Source organism: Lysinibacillus zambalensis (assembly GCF_040183165.1).
Lineage (GTDB): Bacteria > Bacillota > Bacilli > Bacillales_A > Planococcaceae > Lysinibacillus > Lysinibacillus zambalensis.
Map to the genome: position 1 here is coordinate 173,743 of NZ_JBEGDG010000003.1, position 16,702 is coordinate 190,444.

At 39.2% G+C, this 16,702-nt stretch carries 15 protein-coding genes and 1 riboswitch; of the genes, 7 read left to right on the plus strand and 8 right to left on the minus strand.

Annotated elements, in window-relative coordinates; genetic code table 11:
- Nucleotides 1-286 precede the first annotated feature (286 nt).
- The 3 genes from ABNX05_RS06520 to ABNX05_RS06530 all read right to left on the minus strand — a co-directional run bounded on the left by ABNX05_RS06520 (nt 287) and on the right by ABNX05_RS06530 (nt 1,924).
- Nucleotides 287-748 carry a hypothetical protein gene (locus tag ABNX05_RS06520; protein ID WP_349658996.1) on the minus strand — a complete coding sequence of 154 codons (462 nt, stop codon included), beginning with the start codon at nt 746-748 and terminating at the stop codon, nt 287-289.
- A gap of 45 nt (nt 749-793) precedes the next feature.
- Nucleotides 794-1,246, minus strand: coding sequence for a TlpA family protein disulfide reductase (locus tag ABNX05_RS06525; protein ID WP_049668264.1), 453 nt, complete (start codon nt 1,244-1,246; stop codon nt 794-796).
- Between the two features lie 135 nt (nt 1,247-1,381).
- The gene (locus tag ABNX05_RS06530; RefSeq protein WP_197142165.1) at nt 1,382-1,924 is read right to left on the minus strand and encodes a peroxiredoxin; all 543 of its coding nucleotides are present in this window, start codon (nt 1,922-1,924) and stop codon (nt 1,382-1,384) included.
- 406 nt (nt 1,925-2,330) lie between these two features.
- Here ABNX05_RS06530 and ABNX05_RS06535 point away from each other — a divergent pair, with 406 nt between their 5' ends.
- The 7 genes from ABNX05_RS06535 (at nt 2,331) to thiW (ending at nt 8,833) form a co-directional block, all read left to right on the plus strand.
- Nucleotides 2,331-2,873: a helix-turn-helix domain-containing protein gene (locus ABNX05_RS06535; protein ID WP_079559677.1), complete on the plus strand. Its 543-nt coding sequence runs from the start codon at nt 2,331-2,333 to the stop codon at nt 2,871-2,873.
- A 17-nt stretch (nt 2,874-2,890) separates the two neighbouring features.
- Entirely contained in the window at nt 2,891-3,997 is a 1,107-nt protein-coding gene (locus tag ABNX05_RS06540; RefSeq protein WP_349658997.1) for an ABC transporter ATP-binding protein, read from the plus strand.
- Nucleotides 3,987-4,799 carry an ABC transporter permease gene (locus ABNX05_RS06545; RefSeq protein WP_197142169.1) on the plus strand — a complete coding sequence of 271 codons (813 nt, stop codon included), beginning with the start codon at nt 3,987-3,989 and terminating at the stop codon, nt 4,797-4,799. Before ABNX05_RS06540 ends, ABNX05_RS06545 begins: the two co-directional genes overlap by 11 nt.
- On the plus strand, nt 4,796-5,593 hold the full coding sequence (locus ABNX05_RS06550; RefSeq protein ID WP_197142184.1) for an ABC transporter permease: 798 nt from the start codon (nt 4,796-4,798) through the stop codon (nt 5,591-5,593). The genes ABNX05_RS06545 and ABNX05_RS06550 overlap by 4 nt, the downstream gene beginning before the upstream one ends.
- Nucleotides 5,590-6,663 carry an ABC transporter substrate-binding protein gene (locus tag ABNX05_RS06555; RefSeq protein ID WP_349658998.1) on the plus strand — a complete coding sequence of 358 codons (1,074 nt, stop codon included), beginning with the start codon at nt 5,590-5,592 and terminating at the stop codon, nt 6,661-6,663. The genes ABNX05_RS06550 and ABNX05_RS06555 overlap by 4 nt, the downstream gene beginning before the upstream one ends.
- Nucleotides 6,664-6,864: 201 nt before the next feature.
- Nucleotides 6,865-8,061, plus strand: a complete 1,197-nt coding sequence (locus ABNX05_RS06560; protein WP_349658999.1) for an MFS transporter — start codon at nt 6,865-6,867, stop codon at nt 8,059-8,061.
- Nucleotides 8,062-8,127: 66 nt separating this feature from the next.
- A riboswitch (TPP riboswitch) is annotated at nt 8,128-8,235 on the plus strand.
- Nucleotides 8,236-8,335: 100 nt separating this feature from the next.
- Nucleotides 8,336-8,833, plus strand: a complete 498-nt coding sequence (gene thiW, locus ABNX05_RS06565) for an energy coupling factor transporter S component ThiW (protein ID WP_349659000.1) — start codon at nt 8,336-8,338, stop codon at nt 8,831-8,833.
- Nucleotides 8,834-9,043: 210 nt separating this feature from the next.
- Here thiW and ABNX05_RS06570 read toward each other — a convergent pair whose 3' ends face one another.
- The 5 genes from ABNX05_RS06570 to ABNX05_RS06590 are packed head-to-tail and all read right to left on the minus strand — an operon-like array spanning nt 9,044 to nt 16,694.
- Nucleotides 9,044-11,641 (minus strand): VWA domain-containing protein, encoded by a 2,598-nt coding sequence (locus ABNX05_RS06570; protein ID WP_349659001.1) that lies wholly within the window; start codon nt 11,639-11,641, stop codon nt 9,044-9,046.
- Nucleotides 11,625-13,370: a vWA domain-containing protein gene (locus tag ABNX05_RS06575; RefSeq protein WP_349659002.1), complete on the minus strand. Its 1,746-nt coding sequence runs from the start codon at nt 13,368-13,370 to the stop codon at nt 11,625-11,627. Before ABNX05_RS06575 ends, ABNX05_RS06570 begins: the two co-directional genes overlap by 17 nt.
- 11 nt (nt 13,371-13,381) lie before the next feature.
- Nucleotides 13,382-14,257, minus strand: a complete 876-nt coding sequence (locus ABNX05_RS06580) for a DUF58 domain-containing protein (RefSeq protein ID WP_349659003.1) — start codon at nt 14,255-14,257, stop codon at nt 13,382-13,384.
- Nucleotides 14,254-15,249, minus strand: a complete 996-nt coding sequence (locus tag ABNX05_RS06585; protein ID WP_349659004.1) for an AAA family ATPase — start codon at nt 15,247-15,249, stop codon at nt 14,254-14,256. Before ABNX05_RS06585 ends, ABNX05_RS06580 begins: the two co-directional genes overlap by 4 nt.
- An 11-nt stretch (nt 15,250-15,260) precedes the next feature.
- A complete protein-coding gene (locus tag ABNX05_RS06590) occupies nt 15,261-16,694 on the minus strand; it encodes a DUF8809 domain-containing protein (protein ID WP_349659005.1) in 1,434 nt (477 codons plus the stop codon).
- Nucleotides 16,695-16,702 lie beyond the last annotated feature (8 nt).

Genomic DNA, 16,702 nt, shown 5'->3' on the forward strand with positions numbered 1-16,702 from the left:
GATCGGGTTTGTCTCAAATCTGATCCGGTTGCCCTAGGAAGTGATCAGGTTTGTCTCAAATCTGATCCGGTTGCCCGAAGAAGTGATCAGGTTTGTCTCAAATCTGATCCGGTTGCCTGAGGAAGTGATCGGGTTTGTCTCAAATCTGATCGGGTTGCCCAAGGAAGTGATCGGGTTGCCCGAGGTAGTGATCAGGTTTCCACCAAATCTGATCGGGTTGCTCAAGGAAGTGATCAGGTTTCCACCAAATCTGATCCGGTTGCACGAAGATGTGATCGGGTTAGTCTCAAATCTGATCGGGGTAGCCCGAGGAAGTGATCAGGTTTGTCTCAAATCTGATCCGGTTGCACGAAAAAGTGATCAGGGTAGCCTCAGATCTGATCGGGTTGCCCGAGGTAGTGATCAGGTTTCCACCAAATCTGATCGGGTTGCCCAAGGAAGTGATCAGGTTTCCACCAAATCTGATCGGGTTGCACGAGGAAGTGATCAGGGTAGCCTCAAATCTGATCAGGTTGTCCGAGGAAGTGATCAGGGTAGCCTCAAATCTGATCAGATTGCCCGAAGATGTGATCGGGTTAGTCTCAAAACTGCTCGGGTTGCCCGAGGTAGTGATCAGGTTTCCACCAAATCTGATCCGGTTGCCCGAAGAAGTGATCAGGTTTCCACCAAATCTGATCGGGTCGCCCGAGGAGGAAGTGATCGGGGTAGCCTCAAATCCGCTCCGATCCCCCTCCCGTATTTTTTCCATAAAAAAGACGAGGATTAAAATATCCCCGCCTCTTAATCTGCAATTTTATGCGTTACGCATTTCATCTAAAACACGATTTACACGTTTTTCCAACATTTTCATACCGCTACCACCAGCTTGCATGTGACGAAGCTGACCATCTTTATCGAACACAAAATAAGCAGGTACGTATTGATTTTCAAATGCATCTGTTAGCTTTAATTCGCTGTCCACAAAGATTGGTTGAACAATGTCATGCTCTGCCGCTACCGATTTGATTGTTTCTAAATTTGTATCTTCCTCAGAACGTGGCATATGCACAGCAATAACGTTTAACTCATCTTTGTATTGGTCACGGAAATTGTTCACATCCGGCATTGCCTCTTTACATAAATGACAACTAACTGACCAGAAGTGGATTAACGTTGGTTTTTCGCCTACTAAATCTGCTTTTGTTACTTCTCCATTTAACCAAGTCGTTGCGCCTGCAAGTTCAGGCATTTGTTCACGAAGTTTCATAAAACATTCTCCTTTTCCTATATCAAGTTCAAAAAAATCCCCACAAACTTACTGTGGGGACTCTTTATTTTTGAATGATCAATTTCGTCCAGCCTCGAATTTAGTTCAACGCCTGATATAAAAACTCTTCTTAAATTATAGAGTCGCTTGACCTGGACGCCAGTTTGCTGGGCAAAGACCACCAGTTTGTAAAGCTTGAAGTACACGTAAAGTTTCGTCTACATCACGGCCGATGTTGTTATCGAATACTGTTTGGTATTTTAATTCGCCTTCTGGGTTGATGATGAATAAGCCGCGTAGTGCGATACCTTCTTCTTCAATTAATACACCATATTCTTTTGAAACTTGGTGATTTGTATCTGCTGCTAATGGGTATTTTAACTCACCAAGACCATTTTTAGTGCGGTCAGTGTTAATCCAAGCTAAGTGAGTGTGGATTGTATCAGTTGAAACACCGATTACTTCTGCATCTAAGTCTTCGAACTCATCGTAACGATCGCTCATTGCAGTGATTTCTGTTGGACATACGAAAGTGAAGTCCATTGGATAGAAGAAAAGTACTGTCCATTTGTCTTGTGCTTTAATGTCTTCTAATGATACTTTGCCAAATGATTTGTCTGCAAGTACCGCTTCCATTGTAAAGTCAGGTGCTTGTTTACCTACCATGCGTTCTGCCATTATAAATCCCTCCGATTATATATGTAGTGTATATATTCCATTCGCACCAGCGAACTCGTCTTCTACGATAGCAGAGTAATCGTAGTTTTTCAAACAAGTAAACTTCACAAAAGTGCACACTTTTAATTATCTGACAAATTTTCGCCAAATCCCAAAATGGAATAGCTGCTACAGCCTATTTATTAGCTACTTTTAACAATTTTATTCTAGTTTAAACAAATTTTTTCTACACAACATTTATGTATAATTTCTAAAAATTTCATCTACTTTTTTTTCATTAAAAACGATTGCAAATTCTTTTTTATTATGTATAATTGTAATGGTTTTAGTAAACTAAAAGTTTCGTTAAAGTAAACTTCATATTTCAAAAGTTTATGATTGCTAAACTTCTTCTAGGAGGGAAAAGATGCAAATAGGAGCAAAAATCAAAGCGCTTCGTTTAAAAAAAGGTCTTACCCAAGAGGAACTTGGAGAACGTACAGATTTAAGTAAAGGGTATATTTCACAATTAGAACGTGATCTAAATTCACCTTCCATTGAAACATTATTTTCACTATTAGAAGTTTTAGGGTCAACACCTAAGGAATTTTTCGATGATGGAGCACCTGAACAAAAGGTTGTATATACAGAGGAAGATCAATCTACTTATACAGATGAAGAAAAAAAATATGAAATTCAGTGGTTGATTCCTACATCAAATGAAAAAGAAATGGAGCCCATTTTCTTAACACTTGCTGCTGATGGTGAATTTAAGCAGTTTGAACCTTCCCTTTCTGAAACATTTATTTATGTTGTCGAAGGGCGTATTCGTCTCGTTTTAGGAGATGAACAGTACATAGCGAGTGAAGGCAATGCTCTCTATTTTGAAGCGACAGATCATCATCAAATTTTTAATGCACATGCTGATGAAACAAAAATTTTACTTGTCGCAACGGATTCATATTTATAGCTTAAGGAGGCGCATCTATGACAACGAATTCGATTATCCGCTTTGAAAACGTTTCAAAGTCTTATAATGACGGCACGGTCGTCTTAAAAAACATTAACCTGGAGCTAGAAAAGGGAAAATTCTATACGCTACTAGGTCCGTCCGGTTGTGGTAAAACAACTATTTTACGTATGATCGCTGGATTCACAGAACCGACAACAGGAAATATCTATTTTCATGATAAAAAAATCAACTCAGTACCAGCCAATGAACGACAAGTAAATACAGTTTTTCAGGATTATGCGTTATTTCCTCATTTAAATGTCTTTGAAAACGTCGCATTTGGGCTTCGTATAAAAAAGCTTCCTGAAAGTGAAATTAAAAACCGTGTTGCAGAAGCATTAAAATTCGTTAACTTAGCAGGCTATGGTAACCGTGAAATTTCTGAAATGTCTGGTGGTCAACGTCAACGTGTAGCAATTGCTCGTGCGATTGTGAACGATCCTGAAGTAATTTTACTTGATGAGCCTCTGTCAGCGTTAGATTTAAAGCTACGTACAGAAATGCAGTATGAATTACGTGAGTTACAACAACGACTTGGGAAAACATTTGTATTTGTCACACACGATCAAGAAGAAGCACTTGCCATGAGTGATGAAATCTTTGTTTTAAGCGAAGGTGAAATTCAACAATCTGGTACACCAGTAGATATTTATGATGAGCCAATTAACCGCTTCGTTGCTGATTTTATTGGTGAATCAAATATTGTTCCTGGCGTAATGATCGAAGATTTCAAAGTAGAATTTGCTAGTAAAGTTTTTGAATGTGTCGACCAAGGTATGAAGCCAAACGAAAAAATTGATATTGTCATTCGCCCAGAGGATTTAGAAATGACAACAATCGATAAAGGAAAACTTGTCGTTAAAGTCGATACTCAATTGTTCCGCGGGGTACATTATGAATTATCTACGTACGACAAAGATGGCAATGAATGGCTTGTGCATTCATTGAAAAAAGCTGAGGTAGGGACAGAAATTGGTTTAGACTTTGACCCAGAAGCAATTCATGTAATGCGCTTAAATGAAACAGAAGAAGAATTCGATAAACGTTTAGAGGCGTATGGGGACGACGAAGATGCAAACTAAGACTTCGAAATCAGCCTTATTTCCTTATGTTTTATGGATTGCACTTTTCGTTATCGCGCCGATTGCACTCGTTGTTTACTATTCCCTACTAGATATACATGGCAATTTTACGCTCGATAATTATAAAGCATTCTTTACTTCTGTCTATTTAAAAATGACATTAAGTTCATTCTGGTATGCGTTTTTAATTACATTCTTTACGTTACTTGTTTCATATCCAACAGCCTATTTTTTAACAAAAACAAAATATAAGCAGCTTTGGCTTTTACTAATTATTATTCCTTCTTGGATTAATCTATTGTTAAAAACATATGCCTTTATCGGGATTTTCGGCTTGTACGGCCCATTAAATGCATTTATCGAAGTATTTGGTTTTGATCCGAAGCAAATGCTATTCACTGATATTAGCTTTGTGTTCGTATCCGTTTATATTTTTATTCCATTTATGATTTTACCGATTTTCAACTCATTGGATCGTTTAAATCCGGCACTTATTTATGCAGCACGTGATTTAGGGGCATCTGCCTTTACTACGTTCCGTCGCGTTATTTTGCCGTTAACAATGGACGGTGTTAAATCAGGTATTCAAGTTGTATTTATTCCTGCATTATCACTCTTCATGATTACTCGTTTAATTGCAGGAAACCGTGTTATTACACTGGGTACAGCTATTGAACAACAATTCCTTGTCACTCAAAACTGGGGAATGGGTTCAACAATTGCTGTTTTCTTAATTTTATTTATGGTCATTATTATGTTAATTACGGGACAGAAAAAGGATAAAGGAGGTCGCGTACGATGAAAAAACTATCTGCTTCAGCAAGAGTATATTTAGCGATTGTTTTTATCGTTTTGTATGCACCTATCTTCTATTTAATTTTCTATTCGTTCAATAGTGGTGGAACGATGAATAGTTTTGAGTCCTTTACGTTAGAACATTATAAAGCTGTTTTTGAGGATTCACGCCTACTCGTCATTCTAATTAATACAGTCATCGTGGCATTACTCTCTGCATTGATTTCTACAATCATCGGAACACTAGGAGCTATTGGTATTGTTACTGTTAAAGATTCAAAAATGCGCAATACACTACTTTCTTTAAACAATGTGTTAATTGTTAGCCCGGATGTCATTATTGGTGCAAGCTTTTTAATTTTATTCACAATGATTGGTATTAAATTAGGCTTTGCTTCTGTCTTATTAGCACATGTAGCGTTCAGTGTTCCAATCGTTGTACTGATGGTTTTACCGAAACTATTAGAAATGAATAAATCATTAATCGACGCTGCATTAGATTTAGGAGCAACGAAAAAAGATGTTATGATGCGTGTTATTTTACCGTATATTAAACCTGGTATTTTTGCAGGGTTCTTCCTTGCCTTAACGTATTCTCTAGATGACTTTGCGGTAACATTTTTCGTAACAGGTAACGGTTTCAGTACATTATCTGTTGAAATTTATTCAATGGCACGTGCCGGTATTTCCTTAACGGTTAATGCTATTTCTGGTTTAGTATTCTTTGTAACGGTTATAGTCGTAGTTGGCTATTACTTCATCACAAGCCGCGCTAATAAAAGAACGGGGGGAACTCAATGAAGCAATTAATTCAAGCTACAATCGCAATACTTGTCGTTTCCGCCCTTTTATTCTATGCTGCTGACGCCCTAAGTGCGGGCGGTGGGAAAAGTGGTAAAGATACGTTAACAATCTTTAACTGGGGAGAATATATTGACCCTGATTTGCTGAAACAATTTGAAAAAGAAACAGGCATTCATGTTATCTATGAGACGTTTGATTCAAATGAAGCAATGATGACAAAAATTCAACAAGGTGGTACAGCTTACGATATTGCAGTACCTTCTGAATATATGATTGAAAAAATGAAGGAAGAAAACTTACTTGTTCCTTTAGATAAAACGAAAATCCCTAATTTTAAAAATATCGATCCGTATTTTTTAGATTTACCATTTGATGACGACAATAAATATTCTGTTCCATATTTCTGGGGAACAGTTGGCGTTGTCTATAATCCAAAGCTCGTTGGAAATCTTGACTTCTCTTCTTGGGAGGACTTATGGGATCCTTCATTAAAGCGTAAAGTATTTTTAGTAGACGGTGCACGTGAAGTGATTGGTATGGGCTTAAACAGCCTTGGCTACTCGCTCAACTCTTTAAATAACGAGGAGCTACGTACGGCTACGGATAAACTAATCACATTAGCGCCAAATGTAAAAGCCATTATCGGCGATGAAATTACACCGCTGATGGTTAATAAAGAAGCGGCCGTGGCACTCACTTGGTCTGGTCAAGCAGCTGACATGTTGTCAGAAAATGAAGATTTAGACTTTGCTGTACCGAAGGAAGGCTCAAACTTATGGTTTGACAATATGGTCATCCCAAAAACGTCAAAAAATCTAGATGGTGCACATGCGTTCATTAATTTCATGCTAAAAGCTGAATCAGGTGCTAAAAACGCTGATTATGTAGGCTACTCTTCCCCTAATATTGCAGCGATGAAGTTAATGGATAAGGAAGTTGTATCTGATAAGCGATTCTATCCTTCTGAAGAACAACGTAAAACATTAGAAGTTTATAAAAACTTAGGCCCTGATTATTTGGGTAAATACAATGAGCTGTTTTTAGAATTTAAAATGAGTATTCGATAAACTTAAGCTGTTCTCACATTACGTTGAGAATAGCTTTTTTGTTTATCTGGAAGAGAATCCCAAGGGAAGACTGGTGCAGAAACTTGTTTTAATAATTAGAATCCCCATAAATAAGTCTCTTATTTCAGACTTATAGTCAATAGTAAACGTACAAGCCTTGTGGTAGACTGTAATATATTTGAATAAAGAAAGGGGTATTCGATGACCCAGCAGAAGTCTAATAAGGCGGCTTTATATATTTTAATGTTTAATATGTTTATCGCAATGGGGAGTATCGGAATTATTATTCCTGTCATGCCTGAGTATTTACAACTATTTGGTGCTGCAGGACAAGTACTTGGCATGTTGATTGCAACGTTCGCCTTAGCACAATTTGTTTTTTCTCCAATTGCTGGGAATCTTTCCGATCAATACGGTCGTAAAAATCTCATTATTTTCGGTCTTATAGTTACAGGCCTTGCACAAATTGGTTTCGGGCTATCTACAGATGTGTGGATGCTCTTCTTGGCACGCTTTTTAGGTGGCCTTGGATCTGCATTTGTCGCACCTCCTATAATGGCATTTGTGGCTGACGTCACAACGTACGAGGAACGCGGAAAAGGTATGGGGATGATAGGGGCAGCAATGTCCTTTGGTTTTATGATCGGACCAGGTATCGGTGGATTCCTCTCAAAAGTTAGTTTACACTTTCCATTTTATACTGCTGGATTTGCAGCTATCTTAGCAGCTATTTTATCGTTCTTTTTATTACCTGCTACAAAACCGAACACAGCGAAAAAAGCGCAGAAGCAGGATAATCTTGTAAAGCAGATGGCCCGTTCAGTCCAAATGCCTTATTTTGTCATGCTAATTATCATGCTTGTATTCTCTTTCGGAATTGCTAACTTCCAAACAACATTATCATTATTTGTTACAGAAAAGTTTAATTATACACCTACTGATATCGCCATTATATTAGTAATGGGCGGCGCTTTTGGTGTTGTTGTACAGATGTTTGTTATTACACCGCTGTTTAATCGCTTCGGCGAAATGAAAGTAGTGTTAGTCAATTTATTTATTGCAGCCGTTTCGATTTTCTTAATATTATTCGCATCCGGGTTTGCACTTATTTTAATTGTAGCGACAATCTTCTCTACAGCTACGACATTGATTCGCCCAGCTGTCAACACACTGATTTCAAAGCTTGCTGAAAATGAACAAGGCTATGCAGCTGGTCTGAATAATGCGTATATGAGTCTTGGTAATATGATTGGTCCAGCTTTAGCAGGTATGTTATTCGATTGGAATATGAACAGTCCTTATATTTTCGGGTCTATTATTTTAATGGCTTGCTTCTTCCTTGCCCTTATTTGGACAATGAAAAAAGCACCACACCTTATGCACCCTGATTCAAATTAGTCTGAAAAGTTATTGACTATTTTTAGTAGTGTGCTACATTATTAGGAGAAAAACTAACAATTAAATGTTTACCACTAGGGGAGTCTTTAAAAGGCTGAGACGTATATTGTCATATACGGACCCTTTGAACCTGATCTAGTTCACACTAGCGGAGGGAAGTGGCGACACTTGCTTTTTGCTATTTTAAATGCAAGGCCGCTTCCTAATGCTTTTAGGGAGCGGCTTTTTTCTAGTTAATTAGCGATTCACAAAATACTAAATAGGAGTGGAAATTATGTCAATTCGAAAATTAACAATCATGGCCTTATTAGTAGCAATTGCCGTAGCAGGTTCTACCTTCGTTTCAATACCAACAGGCATTGCGCGTGCCTACCCTGTACAGCATGCCATTAATGTAATTGGCGCGATCATTCTTGGACCAGTGCCAACTGTTATGGTCGCCTTTATCACAGCCATTATTCGTATTTTAACAGGCACAGGCTCATTATTAGCTATACCCGGCAGTGTTATTGGTGCTTTATGTGCAGCTCTTGCCTATAAATACAGCGGCAAACAATGGCTCGCAGGTATCGGTGAAATGTTTGGAACAGGTATAATTGCCTCACTCATTGCCGCACCTTACGCACATTTATTAATGGGGACATCTGTAGCTTCTTTATTTTTTATGCCAGCCTTTTTAACTTCAAGTACTATTGGTGCTGTATTAGGCATTGTCATTGCTAGCAATTTACGTAAAACTGTATTTGTAACTAACCTTAATACTCTTTTATAATTCATAAATCCTTTTTGAAGGGATGAGTGATTTATCGGAATATTTTTGAAAATACAGTATATCTGACCGCACTAATAGTTTGCAGGAATTCTATATTCCCTATTTTAACCACCTACTTTGTAAATGTCATCCAACTATTGATGATAGCCTTGGAATGACAAAAAACGATGGCTCATTGCTATAAAGCGTTGAACCATCGTTTTTTAATTGCTAATGTCGATTTTTCATGCCCTTTAATAGCTGGGCAACATTTGTGTCCTCTGCCTGTATTGGTTTTTCCTCTACACGCTGATCTTTTTTCTTCGGTCTTGTTAGGAAACCCCAACCAAAGCGTCTAATGGTAATATCAATGAAGAATAGTAGCATCCCTGCTAATAAAAGCCATGTTGCGATATTTTGGCGTTCCGCTCCTTTTTTAGTAAATTCACGGAATACTTCGCTCGGTTCTTTCAAAACAGAGCCGCCTGTTTGCTTTGTTAATTCTTTGACTAGCTTATCGTTCACTGGACGTAATTCATATTCAGCACTATAAGGTACACTTAAACCAGCCTGGTAAATAGCTTGCTCTTCATCGGCAATGCGGAAAAAGATGAGTCCTGGTTCTGCTTGCACGACTGCTCGAACTTGTGATGCCGAAATTGCCTCAAGCTGTGTTTCAAGTTCCTCACCCGCTTCATTGACAGCAACAATATCTAAAAATGCCGCTTCATTTGTTGGGTCAGTAATGACAAAGGAGCCGTCCGATTCTAGACGTACATCGTAGGCAACATCGTTATAGCTTGGTAGCATTTTAGAAATAAGCGTTTGCCAAAATGCACCCCAATTTTGCCACCTTGCCCAGTCTCCCGTCCATTTTCCTGTCGAATCAGACGTAAAGGCATAAGTTTTGCCAAGGCCATATTGCCATTCTGCAAGTACGGGATCTTCCTTCTCACTTTTTGCAATAATAGTGGCCCCCTGCTTTGCTGTCGTACCTATATAAGCATTCATTTTAGGTACCCCATTTGCAAATAACGTATTCCAGCCAGAGGCATTAAATATAGTTGGGTAGAATGGATTATCTTCAATATAGGTGCGTGAAATCATGGCAGTTTCACGAGATAAAATAGAAGGAATCGTCTGCTCATCAACAACATCGTAAAAACGCCCACTCCCCATCTCACTGAGTGCTTCAAGTAAGTTAGCATCTGCATCTTGACCAATTGCAACTGTTGAAAGAGTCGTGCCATTTTCTTTTCCATGTGCAATTAAGTCTTCATAGTTGCCCGACTGTGACTGTCCATCCGTTAATAAAATAATATGCTTACGCTGTAGTTTTAAATCTGCTAGATTTTCATAAGCTTTAGCAAGTGAACCATATATTTCAGTACCCCCGCCTGGCGTTACAGATAAAATCGTATCTACAGCTTCTTCCTTATTGCCAAGTGGCCCTGTCTCGATAATTTCCCAAGGTCGGTCATCAAAGGCAATAAACCCGAGCGTATCCTCATCTCGTAGCATTTCAACTGAACGAGCAGCAGCCTCCTTAGCAAGCTCTAGCTTTGCTCCAGACATACTTCCAGAACGGTCAAGTACGATTGCCAACCCTAATGATGGTAATTGCTCCTTACCTTTAATCTCCATTTCAACAGGTAGTAAAGTTTCGATTGGTGTTTTAAAATAACCGCCTAAGCCAAAGCTATTTTCGCCACCAACCATTGTAAAACCGACGCCAAAATTTTTCACTGCTTGCTCAATGACATTCATTTTTGCCTCACCGACTAAATGTCCTGGCACATTATCAAAAATGATTGCATTGTATTGTAAATAACTAGAAAGCTCATTTGGTAAACTTTTAGTATCTACAACATCGTAGGAAATGGATTGATTGCCAAGTGCCGCTGCAATTGGTGATGGTGTTTCATAACCATTAACAATTAGTAAATGTGGTTCACTTTGCACCATCGTGACGCTCGTTAATTTATTATTTTCAAAAATCGCATCTTGATCGACCTGCACGACTGCTTCATATTTTACAAGCCCTTCAGCCGTTGCGGTATGTTTATACGTTAAGATATTTGAACCTTCTGCAAGCTCCACTGTCTCACGATGGATGAGCTGATCGTTTTCGTATAATAATAGCTCACCTTGTTCTGCTACAGTTGCATTTATTTCAGTGACTAGCTGCTGCTGTTCACCTGCATAAGCAACTTGTGGTGTTACAAAGCTTTTCAGAGATACATCCTTAGCTACAGGTTGGTTAAATGACACTACATCAACACTACTATTCGATCCTTTAAACTTTGATGCAAATTCTAAGGCATCTCCTTTTGTTTCATTACCATCCGTTAAGAGCACAAGTCGTGTTGCTTTTTTCGGATCTACAATACCTGAAGCAAGCTGTAGACTCTGTTCGATATTTGTTTGATCTGTTGCTTTTATAGTTGTAAACTTTGGTACTTCCTTTAAAGAGTTCGATAACATAGCTTCCGTTTGTAATGTCGATGAAAACGAATAAATTCCGGCAAGTTGTTCATCTTTTTTCGACTGTAAACTTTCCGCTATATAATTGACCATCTCATCATCTGTACCATTCATTGAAGCAGAACGGTCAACTAAGAATAATACTTGTTCTTCCTTTACAGGCAATAAAATATAGGAACCGGCTAGTGCAAAAACTAAACAGCATATTGCTACTATACGGATACCTAGAACGACGATATGACTTTTTTTAAGTCGATGACGCTCACGCCAATAGGTCCATCCAAAATACACGAGTAACGGAAGTAAAAGCAACAATGCTAATGGCATATCAATTCGTAAATCCACGACGTCGTTGCACCTCCCACTCTACAACAAGTAATAGTAAGATTATAAGAATCAGCCAAGGTACGAACGAAGTTTTGGATACTTCTTTCTTCCCATTGTCCTGAAGCTCTCCAAGCGTATAGCTTGTTCCTTTTTCAATCACACGCTCCTGTGCTTGAAGCTGTACGATAAAGCGCTTTTCTTCATCATTTGAGCGCGCTGTATAAATTCCTGGCTTCATTGGAGCAGTTAATAATCCATTCGTAACGGACGATAAAAACTCATCATCTCGCGAATAAACACTCCAATCACCTTGCGCTAAAGCAACGGCTCGTTGCTCATTTGGTGTAAAAATACCGAGTGAACCAATCGATTCTGAAAGCTGCTGTTCAGCACTCCATAAAAATAATGGGAATGAAGGATGTAGTGGCCAATCTGTATCAGCAATATCCGCTAATACAACAATATCTCCTTCTGGTGAACGTTGTATAAATGGCTGGTCTCCAACCGATGCAATTGTTTTATAGCCATCGAATCCAGGATATATAGCACTGACATAAATGTCTTTTAATTCACTAAACGCGAATAATGCATGACTTGTTGTCCCGATTTCCCCAGTAGCTTCAACTTTCTCAACATCATCTCGTCCAAATAATACAATTGGCTTGTCTATCTTTTCGAGGAGCGCCGTCTGATTTGTCACAACAGTGGCATCCTTATTGTCGGCTACTTGTGAAGATGGAACAATTTTCACACTACTATTAATCGTTTGAAAACCTTTTTGAATAAGTTGATGCATACTTTGATCAACAACTACTTTTGAAGTCGCTGTTTGTAACAATACAGTTTGTGAATTATCAACCGCGTAATCGTCCTTAGCATCTATGTTGGCCGTCATAGTATCTTCTAACGGTAAGTCTTTAAAAGTTTTTGTTACAGCTTCTTTTGGAGGCAATGCGACACTTTCCGAAACTAACTCCTTACCTTTAACATTTTCTATCGAAAGAGTCACATGTTGTTCTTGGTCCGTATCATTTTGTATTTGTACAAGCGCCACTGCAGATTGACCATCTGTAGTAGCAGCAAAACGGGTAATTGCAATATTTGTTAAATCTTTCGCAGCTCCTTTTACAATCCACTTCACCGTATCTTTTTCCATCGGCAATCGCTTTTTATCGAGCGAATCTGTAAAGACATAAATAGATGTTGGTGTATTACCGACAAAAGCCTGTGCCACATCGAGAGCCTTATTCATTTGAGCTGTTTCATAGGTTATCTGTAATTCTTGAATAGCTTTTTCAATATCTTTTGTATTTGTTTCTTGCTGTAATATAGCTTTTGGCGTATTACCTGTTGTAATGAGTGTCACAGGTCTTCCATCAAGCTCATTAACCAATGACAGCATTTCTTTTTTCTGTGTGTCGAATGTTGATTGCCCTTTCCCCGCTAACATTGTTGCAGACGTGTCTACAATGAAAATTGCCTGCGCGCCAATAATCGTTGACTTTTTAACGTAAGGATTCATTAATGCCAGTACAAGTAAAAGAAGCGCTAGCAGTTGTAAATAAAGCAGTGCATTTTTTTGAAGATGTTTTAAGTATGGTGATACACGTGTTTCTTGCATAATTTCTGACCAAAAAAGTGTGGAGGATACGGTTTGATCTGTATATTTTTTTCGAAAGAAATAATATAGAAGGACAATGACCGGGATGATGGCCGTCCAGCTAAAAATTATTTGACTAAAGCCCAATACGGCTCACCTCACCTAATCCAATGTGCTTTTAATAATTGTTGAAAGATTGCATGTTGTAATCCATCTTCTACTTTAAGCTGTAATTGTCGAACACCAAAACGCCGACAAATTGCCTCAAATTCCTCTTCATGTAATATACGTCTTGCCAAATATGTGTCTAGAACTTTAGAAGACATCGTAACATTCACATCTCTGCCTGTTTCACGATCGAGTAAGCGCACATCACCTGTATATTCTGGTGATAGTTCTTCTTGCGTAACTATTTGCAAAATACGCACATCCCCCGCAAAGCGTGGTAGTCTTTTTAAAAGCTGCTCCCATTCCTCGATTGGCTCCAGTCCATCCGTCACAATAAATAGTACTGTACTATCCTTAGGCAATGCTTTTAAAGCTCCCTGTGCGAAGCTATTTTTATAAGTTGCTTGCTCTATGTCTGTGACTACCTGTAAAAAGGCACGACGATACATGGCACCTTTACGACGAAATGGTGGCTTCACCTCATCCTGTACAAATGAAAATGATAAGCGATCATCGCGACCGAGCACCATTAAACCAAGTGAGGCGACAATTTGCCGGGCAAACATCCATTTTGCTTGATCGCCCATAGATTTAGTTGTATCTAGTAAAATGTGAACACGCATCTCTTGTTCATCTAAAAAACGTTTAATGAAGTATTTATCCGTTCTCGCAAAGACATTCCAATCTACCTGACGCACATCATCTCCTAAATGATATTCACGAAAATCGGAAAAATCGAGTGATGCACCGAAGCGTTGCGAACGGTGGGAGCCCTTGTGTTGCCCACGTAATTTGGAGGCCGTCGCTACTTGGAAGCGACTGATTTTCGCTAGCCAATCCTCGGGCAATAATAATTTTTGCGTCACCTATTAACACCTTGCTGCACTTTTTCTAAAATAACATCAATCACATCGTCTGCTGTTTTCCCTGAAGCCTCCCCTTCATAATTCAACAGCATACGATGGCGTAACACCGGCTTCGCCACAGATTTAATATCTGCTACAGAAACGTGGAAACGTCCGTTCATAAGCGCCCTTGCCTTTGCTAATTTGATTAAACTTTGTAAACCTCGAGGGCCGCTACCATACATGGCATATTGCTTGACCTCATCAATGGCTTCTACTCTCTCAGGATGTGTAGCCACAACAAGGTCCGTCGCAAATTCGAGCATTTCATCCGCAACAAGTACTTCCTTCACCATTTGTTGCGCTTCAATAAGAGCTTCCGTATTCATGATCTTTTGTAAACCAATTTCCGTAGCACCTGTTGTGCGCTTCATAATTTCCATTAGTTCACTTTTCTCAGGATACGGCACAAGAATTTTACATAGGAAACGGTCCATTTGCGCCTCTGGTAAAGGGTACGTTCCCTCCATCTCAATCGGGTTTTGTGTTGCTAACACGAAGAATGGCCTTGCCATTTTCTTCGTATCTCCCAAAATTGTTACCGTTTTTTCACCCATTGCTTCAAGCAATGCACTTTGTGTTTTTGGTGTTGCTCGGTTAATCTCATCCGCTAATACCATTTGGCTAAAAATCGGACCTTGCTGGAACGTAAACTGCTGCTTGCCATCAGATGTGCGTTCAATCATACTTGTCCCTGTAATATCCGCTGGCATTAAGTCAGGTGTAAATTGAATTCGCGAAAATGATAAATCTAGCACTTCAGAAATTGTACGGATTAACATCGTTTTCCCTAAACCCGGTAGGCCCTCTAATAATGCATGCCCATCAGCAAGCACTGCGTATAATGTATAATCAATGGCTTCCTCTTGCCCGACGATAAAGCGATGAATTTCTTCCTTTACTTGTAGTAATTGCTTACTCATTTCAACATATTGTTGTTCTGTAAATGCCATTCCTTTTCCTCCTACTGAGACTCAATTGACGTGAAATATGATTGCACGACTTTTTGTAAATCCTTCGGTAATTGTAAACGCTCTGAGCTTTCTAAATAGCTATCTTTATAGGAACCTATAACTTCCTCATATGGACGGATAGAACCTTTAGTAATGGGACCATTTCCTTGTTGCTCGGAAACATGTGATCCTTCGCCCAATGCCCCACTATCAACGGAAGTCTGACTAGAGCCACCAATTCGTTTCGGTGTCGTTAATAAATCACGGCCACCCTGCCCTGTGCCTGCACCTCTACCACCTGCTGAACCAGAACCAGAGCCAATGCCATTACCATTTCCTTGACCTTGCCCGTTCCCTTGACCTTGACCTTTTCCTTGTTGATTACTTTGACTCGATCCTTTTCCCTGACCTTTACCACTAGCCTGTTGTGAACCGTTTTTGGGATTAGATTGAGCTTGTTGCCCTGTTTGACCTTGTTGATTGCTCGGCTGTGAATTCGCTGAAGTCTGTTGATTTTGATTTGAATTAGCATTGTTTTGCTGATTGTTATTGGCACTATTGGCACTCGCAATAGCATTTTGTAAGGAATTACTTGCGGGCTTCCCAAGCTTGCTCATAGCTGTTTGAGTAGCATTTGCATGTTGCGTTAACTCCTGCTGCATTTGGGCAAGCTCTTTCAATTGCTCCACTTCTTCCTTCGATAAGCCATTCTCGTCAGAAGCGCCGTCCTTACTAGCCGGTTGCTTATCTTTTAATTGTTGTTCCTTTAAAGCAAGCTCCTTTTGCTTTTTCACTACTTCACGTAATGCTTCTTCTGCTGTTTCTGCCTCTTTTAACTTATTTTGCAATTCTTTTACTTGCTCTTTCACTTCTTTTGTGTCTGCTTTTTTCTCTAATTTAGCAACTTCCTTCTTAACATCCTCAATGACAGCTTTTTCTTTTTCCACTTCAATTGCTTCAATTTGTGTAGCTGCCGGAAACATATAAAGAATTGCTAGTACGACAGCTGTTCCAAACAACCCAATCAGCGCTTTTGGACGGAACAAGTTTTTCTTTCGAGCCTTAAAGTCAGCAAACGCCTTTTCAACGTTTTCTACTGCTTTCGTTAGTAAAGATTGAACGAGTGGGTCCTGATTATCCTCGAATGATAAGGCTGTCACTAGCTCATTGTGAGAAAAATAATTATCCAGTGTATGCAATGCTGTCTTTTCCTTTATACGCTTCCACCACATAAATAGCACGGTTGCTAGTATGACAACGATAAAGATAGTAAGAGCCGTTTGGCGATAATACGGCAAAACAAAGAGTCTTGAAACGAGGAAGAGGGAAGCACTCGAAAGCAATGCAAAAAACAAGCCGTACTGTGCAATTGGAATGCTTCGCTCTACCGTTAAACTCTTCTTAGCACGTTGAATATATTTTCGTAATTGCTTACGATGCTCCATAAGATTTC

What these genes read in the sequence shown, in the direction of transcription:
- ABNX05_RS06520 (WP_349658996.1), bottom strand. Translation starts at nt 748, where the DNA reads ATGGAAAAAATACGGGAGGGGGATCGGAGCGGATTTGAGGCTACCCCG.
- ABNX05_RS06525 (WP_049668264.1), bottom strand. Translation starts at nt 1,246, where the DNA reads ATGAAACTTCGTGAACAAATGCCTGAACTTGCAGGCGCAACGACTTGG.
- ABNX05_RS06530 (WP_197142165.1), bottom strand. Translation starts at nt 1,924, where the DNA reads ATGGCAGAACGCATGGTAGGTAAACAAGCACCTGACTTTACAATGGAA.
- ABNX05_RS06535 (WP_079559677.1), top strand. Translation starts at nt 2,331, where the DNA reads ATGCAAATAGGAGCAAAAATCAAAGCGCTTCGTTTAAAAAAAGGTCTT.
- ABNX05_RS06540 (WP_349658997.1), top strand. Translation starts at nt 2,891, where the DNA reads ATGACAACGAATTCGATTATCCGCTTTGAAAACGTTTCAAAGTCTTAT.
- ABNX05_RS06545 (WP_197142169.1), top strand. Translation starts at nt 3,987, where the DNA reads ATGCAAACTAAGACTTCGAAATCAGCCTTATTTCCTTATGTTTTATGG.
- ABNX05_RS06550 (WP_197142184.1), top strand. Translation starts at nt 4,796, where the DNA reads ATGAAAAAACTATCTGCTTCAGCAAGAGTATATTTAGCGATTGTTTTT.
- ABNX05_RS06555 (WP_349658998.1), top strand. Translation starts at nt 5,590, where the DNA reads ATGAAGCAATTAATTCAAGCTACAATCGCAATACTTGTCGTTTCCGCC.
- ABNX05_RS06560 (WP_349658999.1), top strand. Translation starts at nt 6,865, where the DNA reads ATGACCCAGCAGAAGTCTAATAAGGCGGCTTTATATATTTTAATGTTT.
- thiW (WP_349659000.1), top strand. Translation starts at nt 8,336, where the DNA reads ATGTCAATTCGAAAATTAACAATCATGGCCTTATTAGTAGCAATTGCC.
- ABNX05_RS06585 (WP_349659004.1), bottom strand. Translation starts at nt 15,249, where the DNA reads ATGGCATTTACAGAACAACAATATGTTGAAATGAGTAAGCAATTACTA.
- ABNX05_RS06590 (WP_349659005.1), bottom strand. Translation starts at nt 16,694, where the DNA reads ATGGAGCATCGTAAGCAATTACGAAAATATATTCAACGTGCTAAGAAG.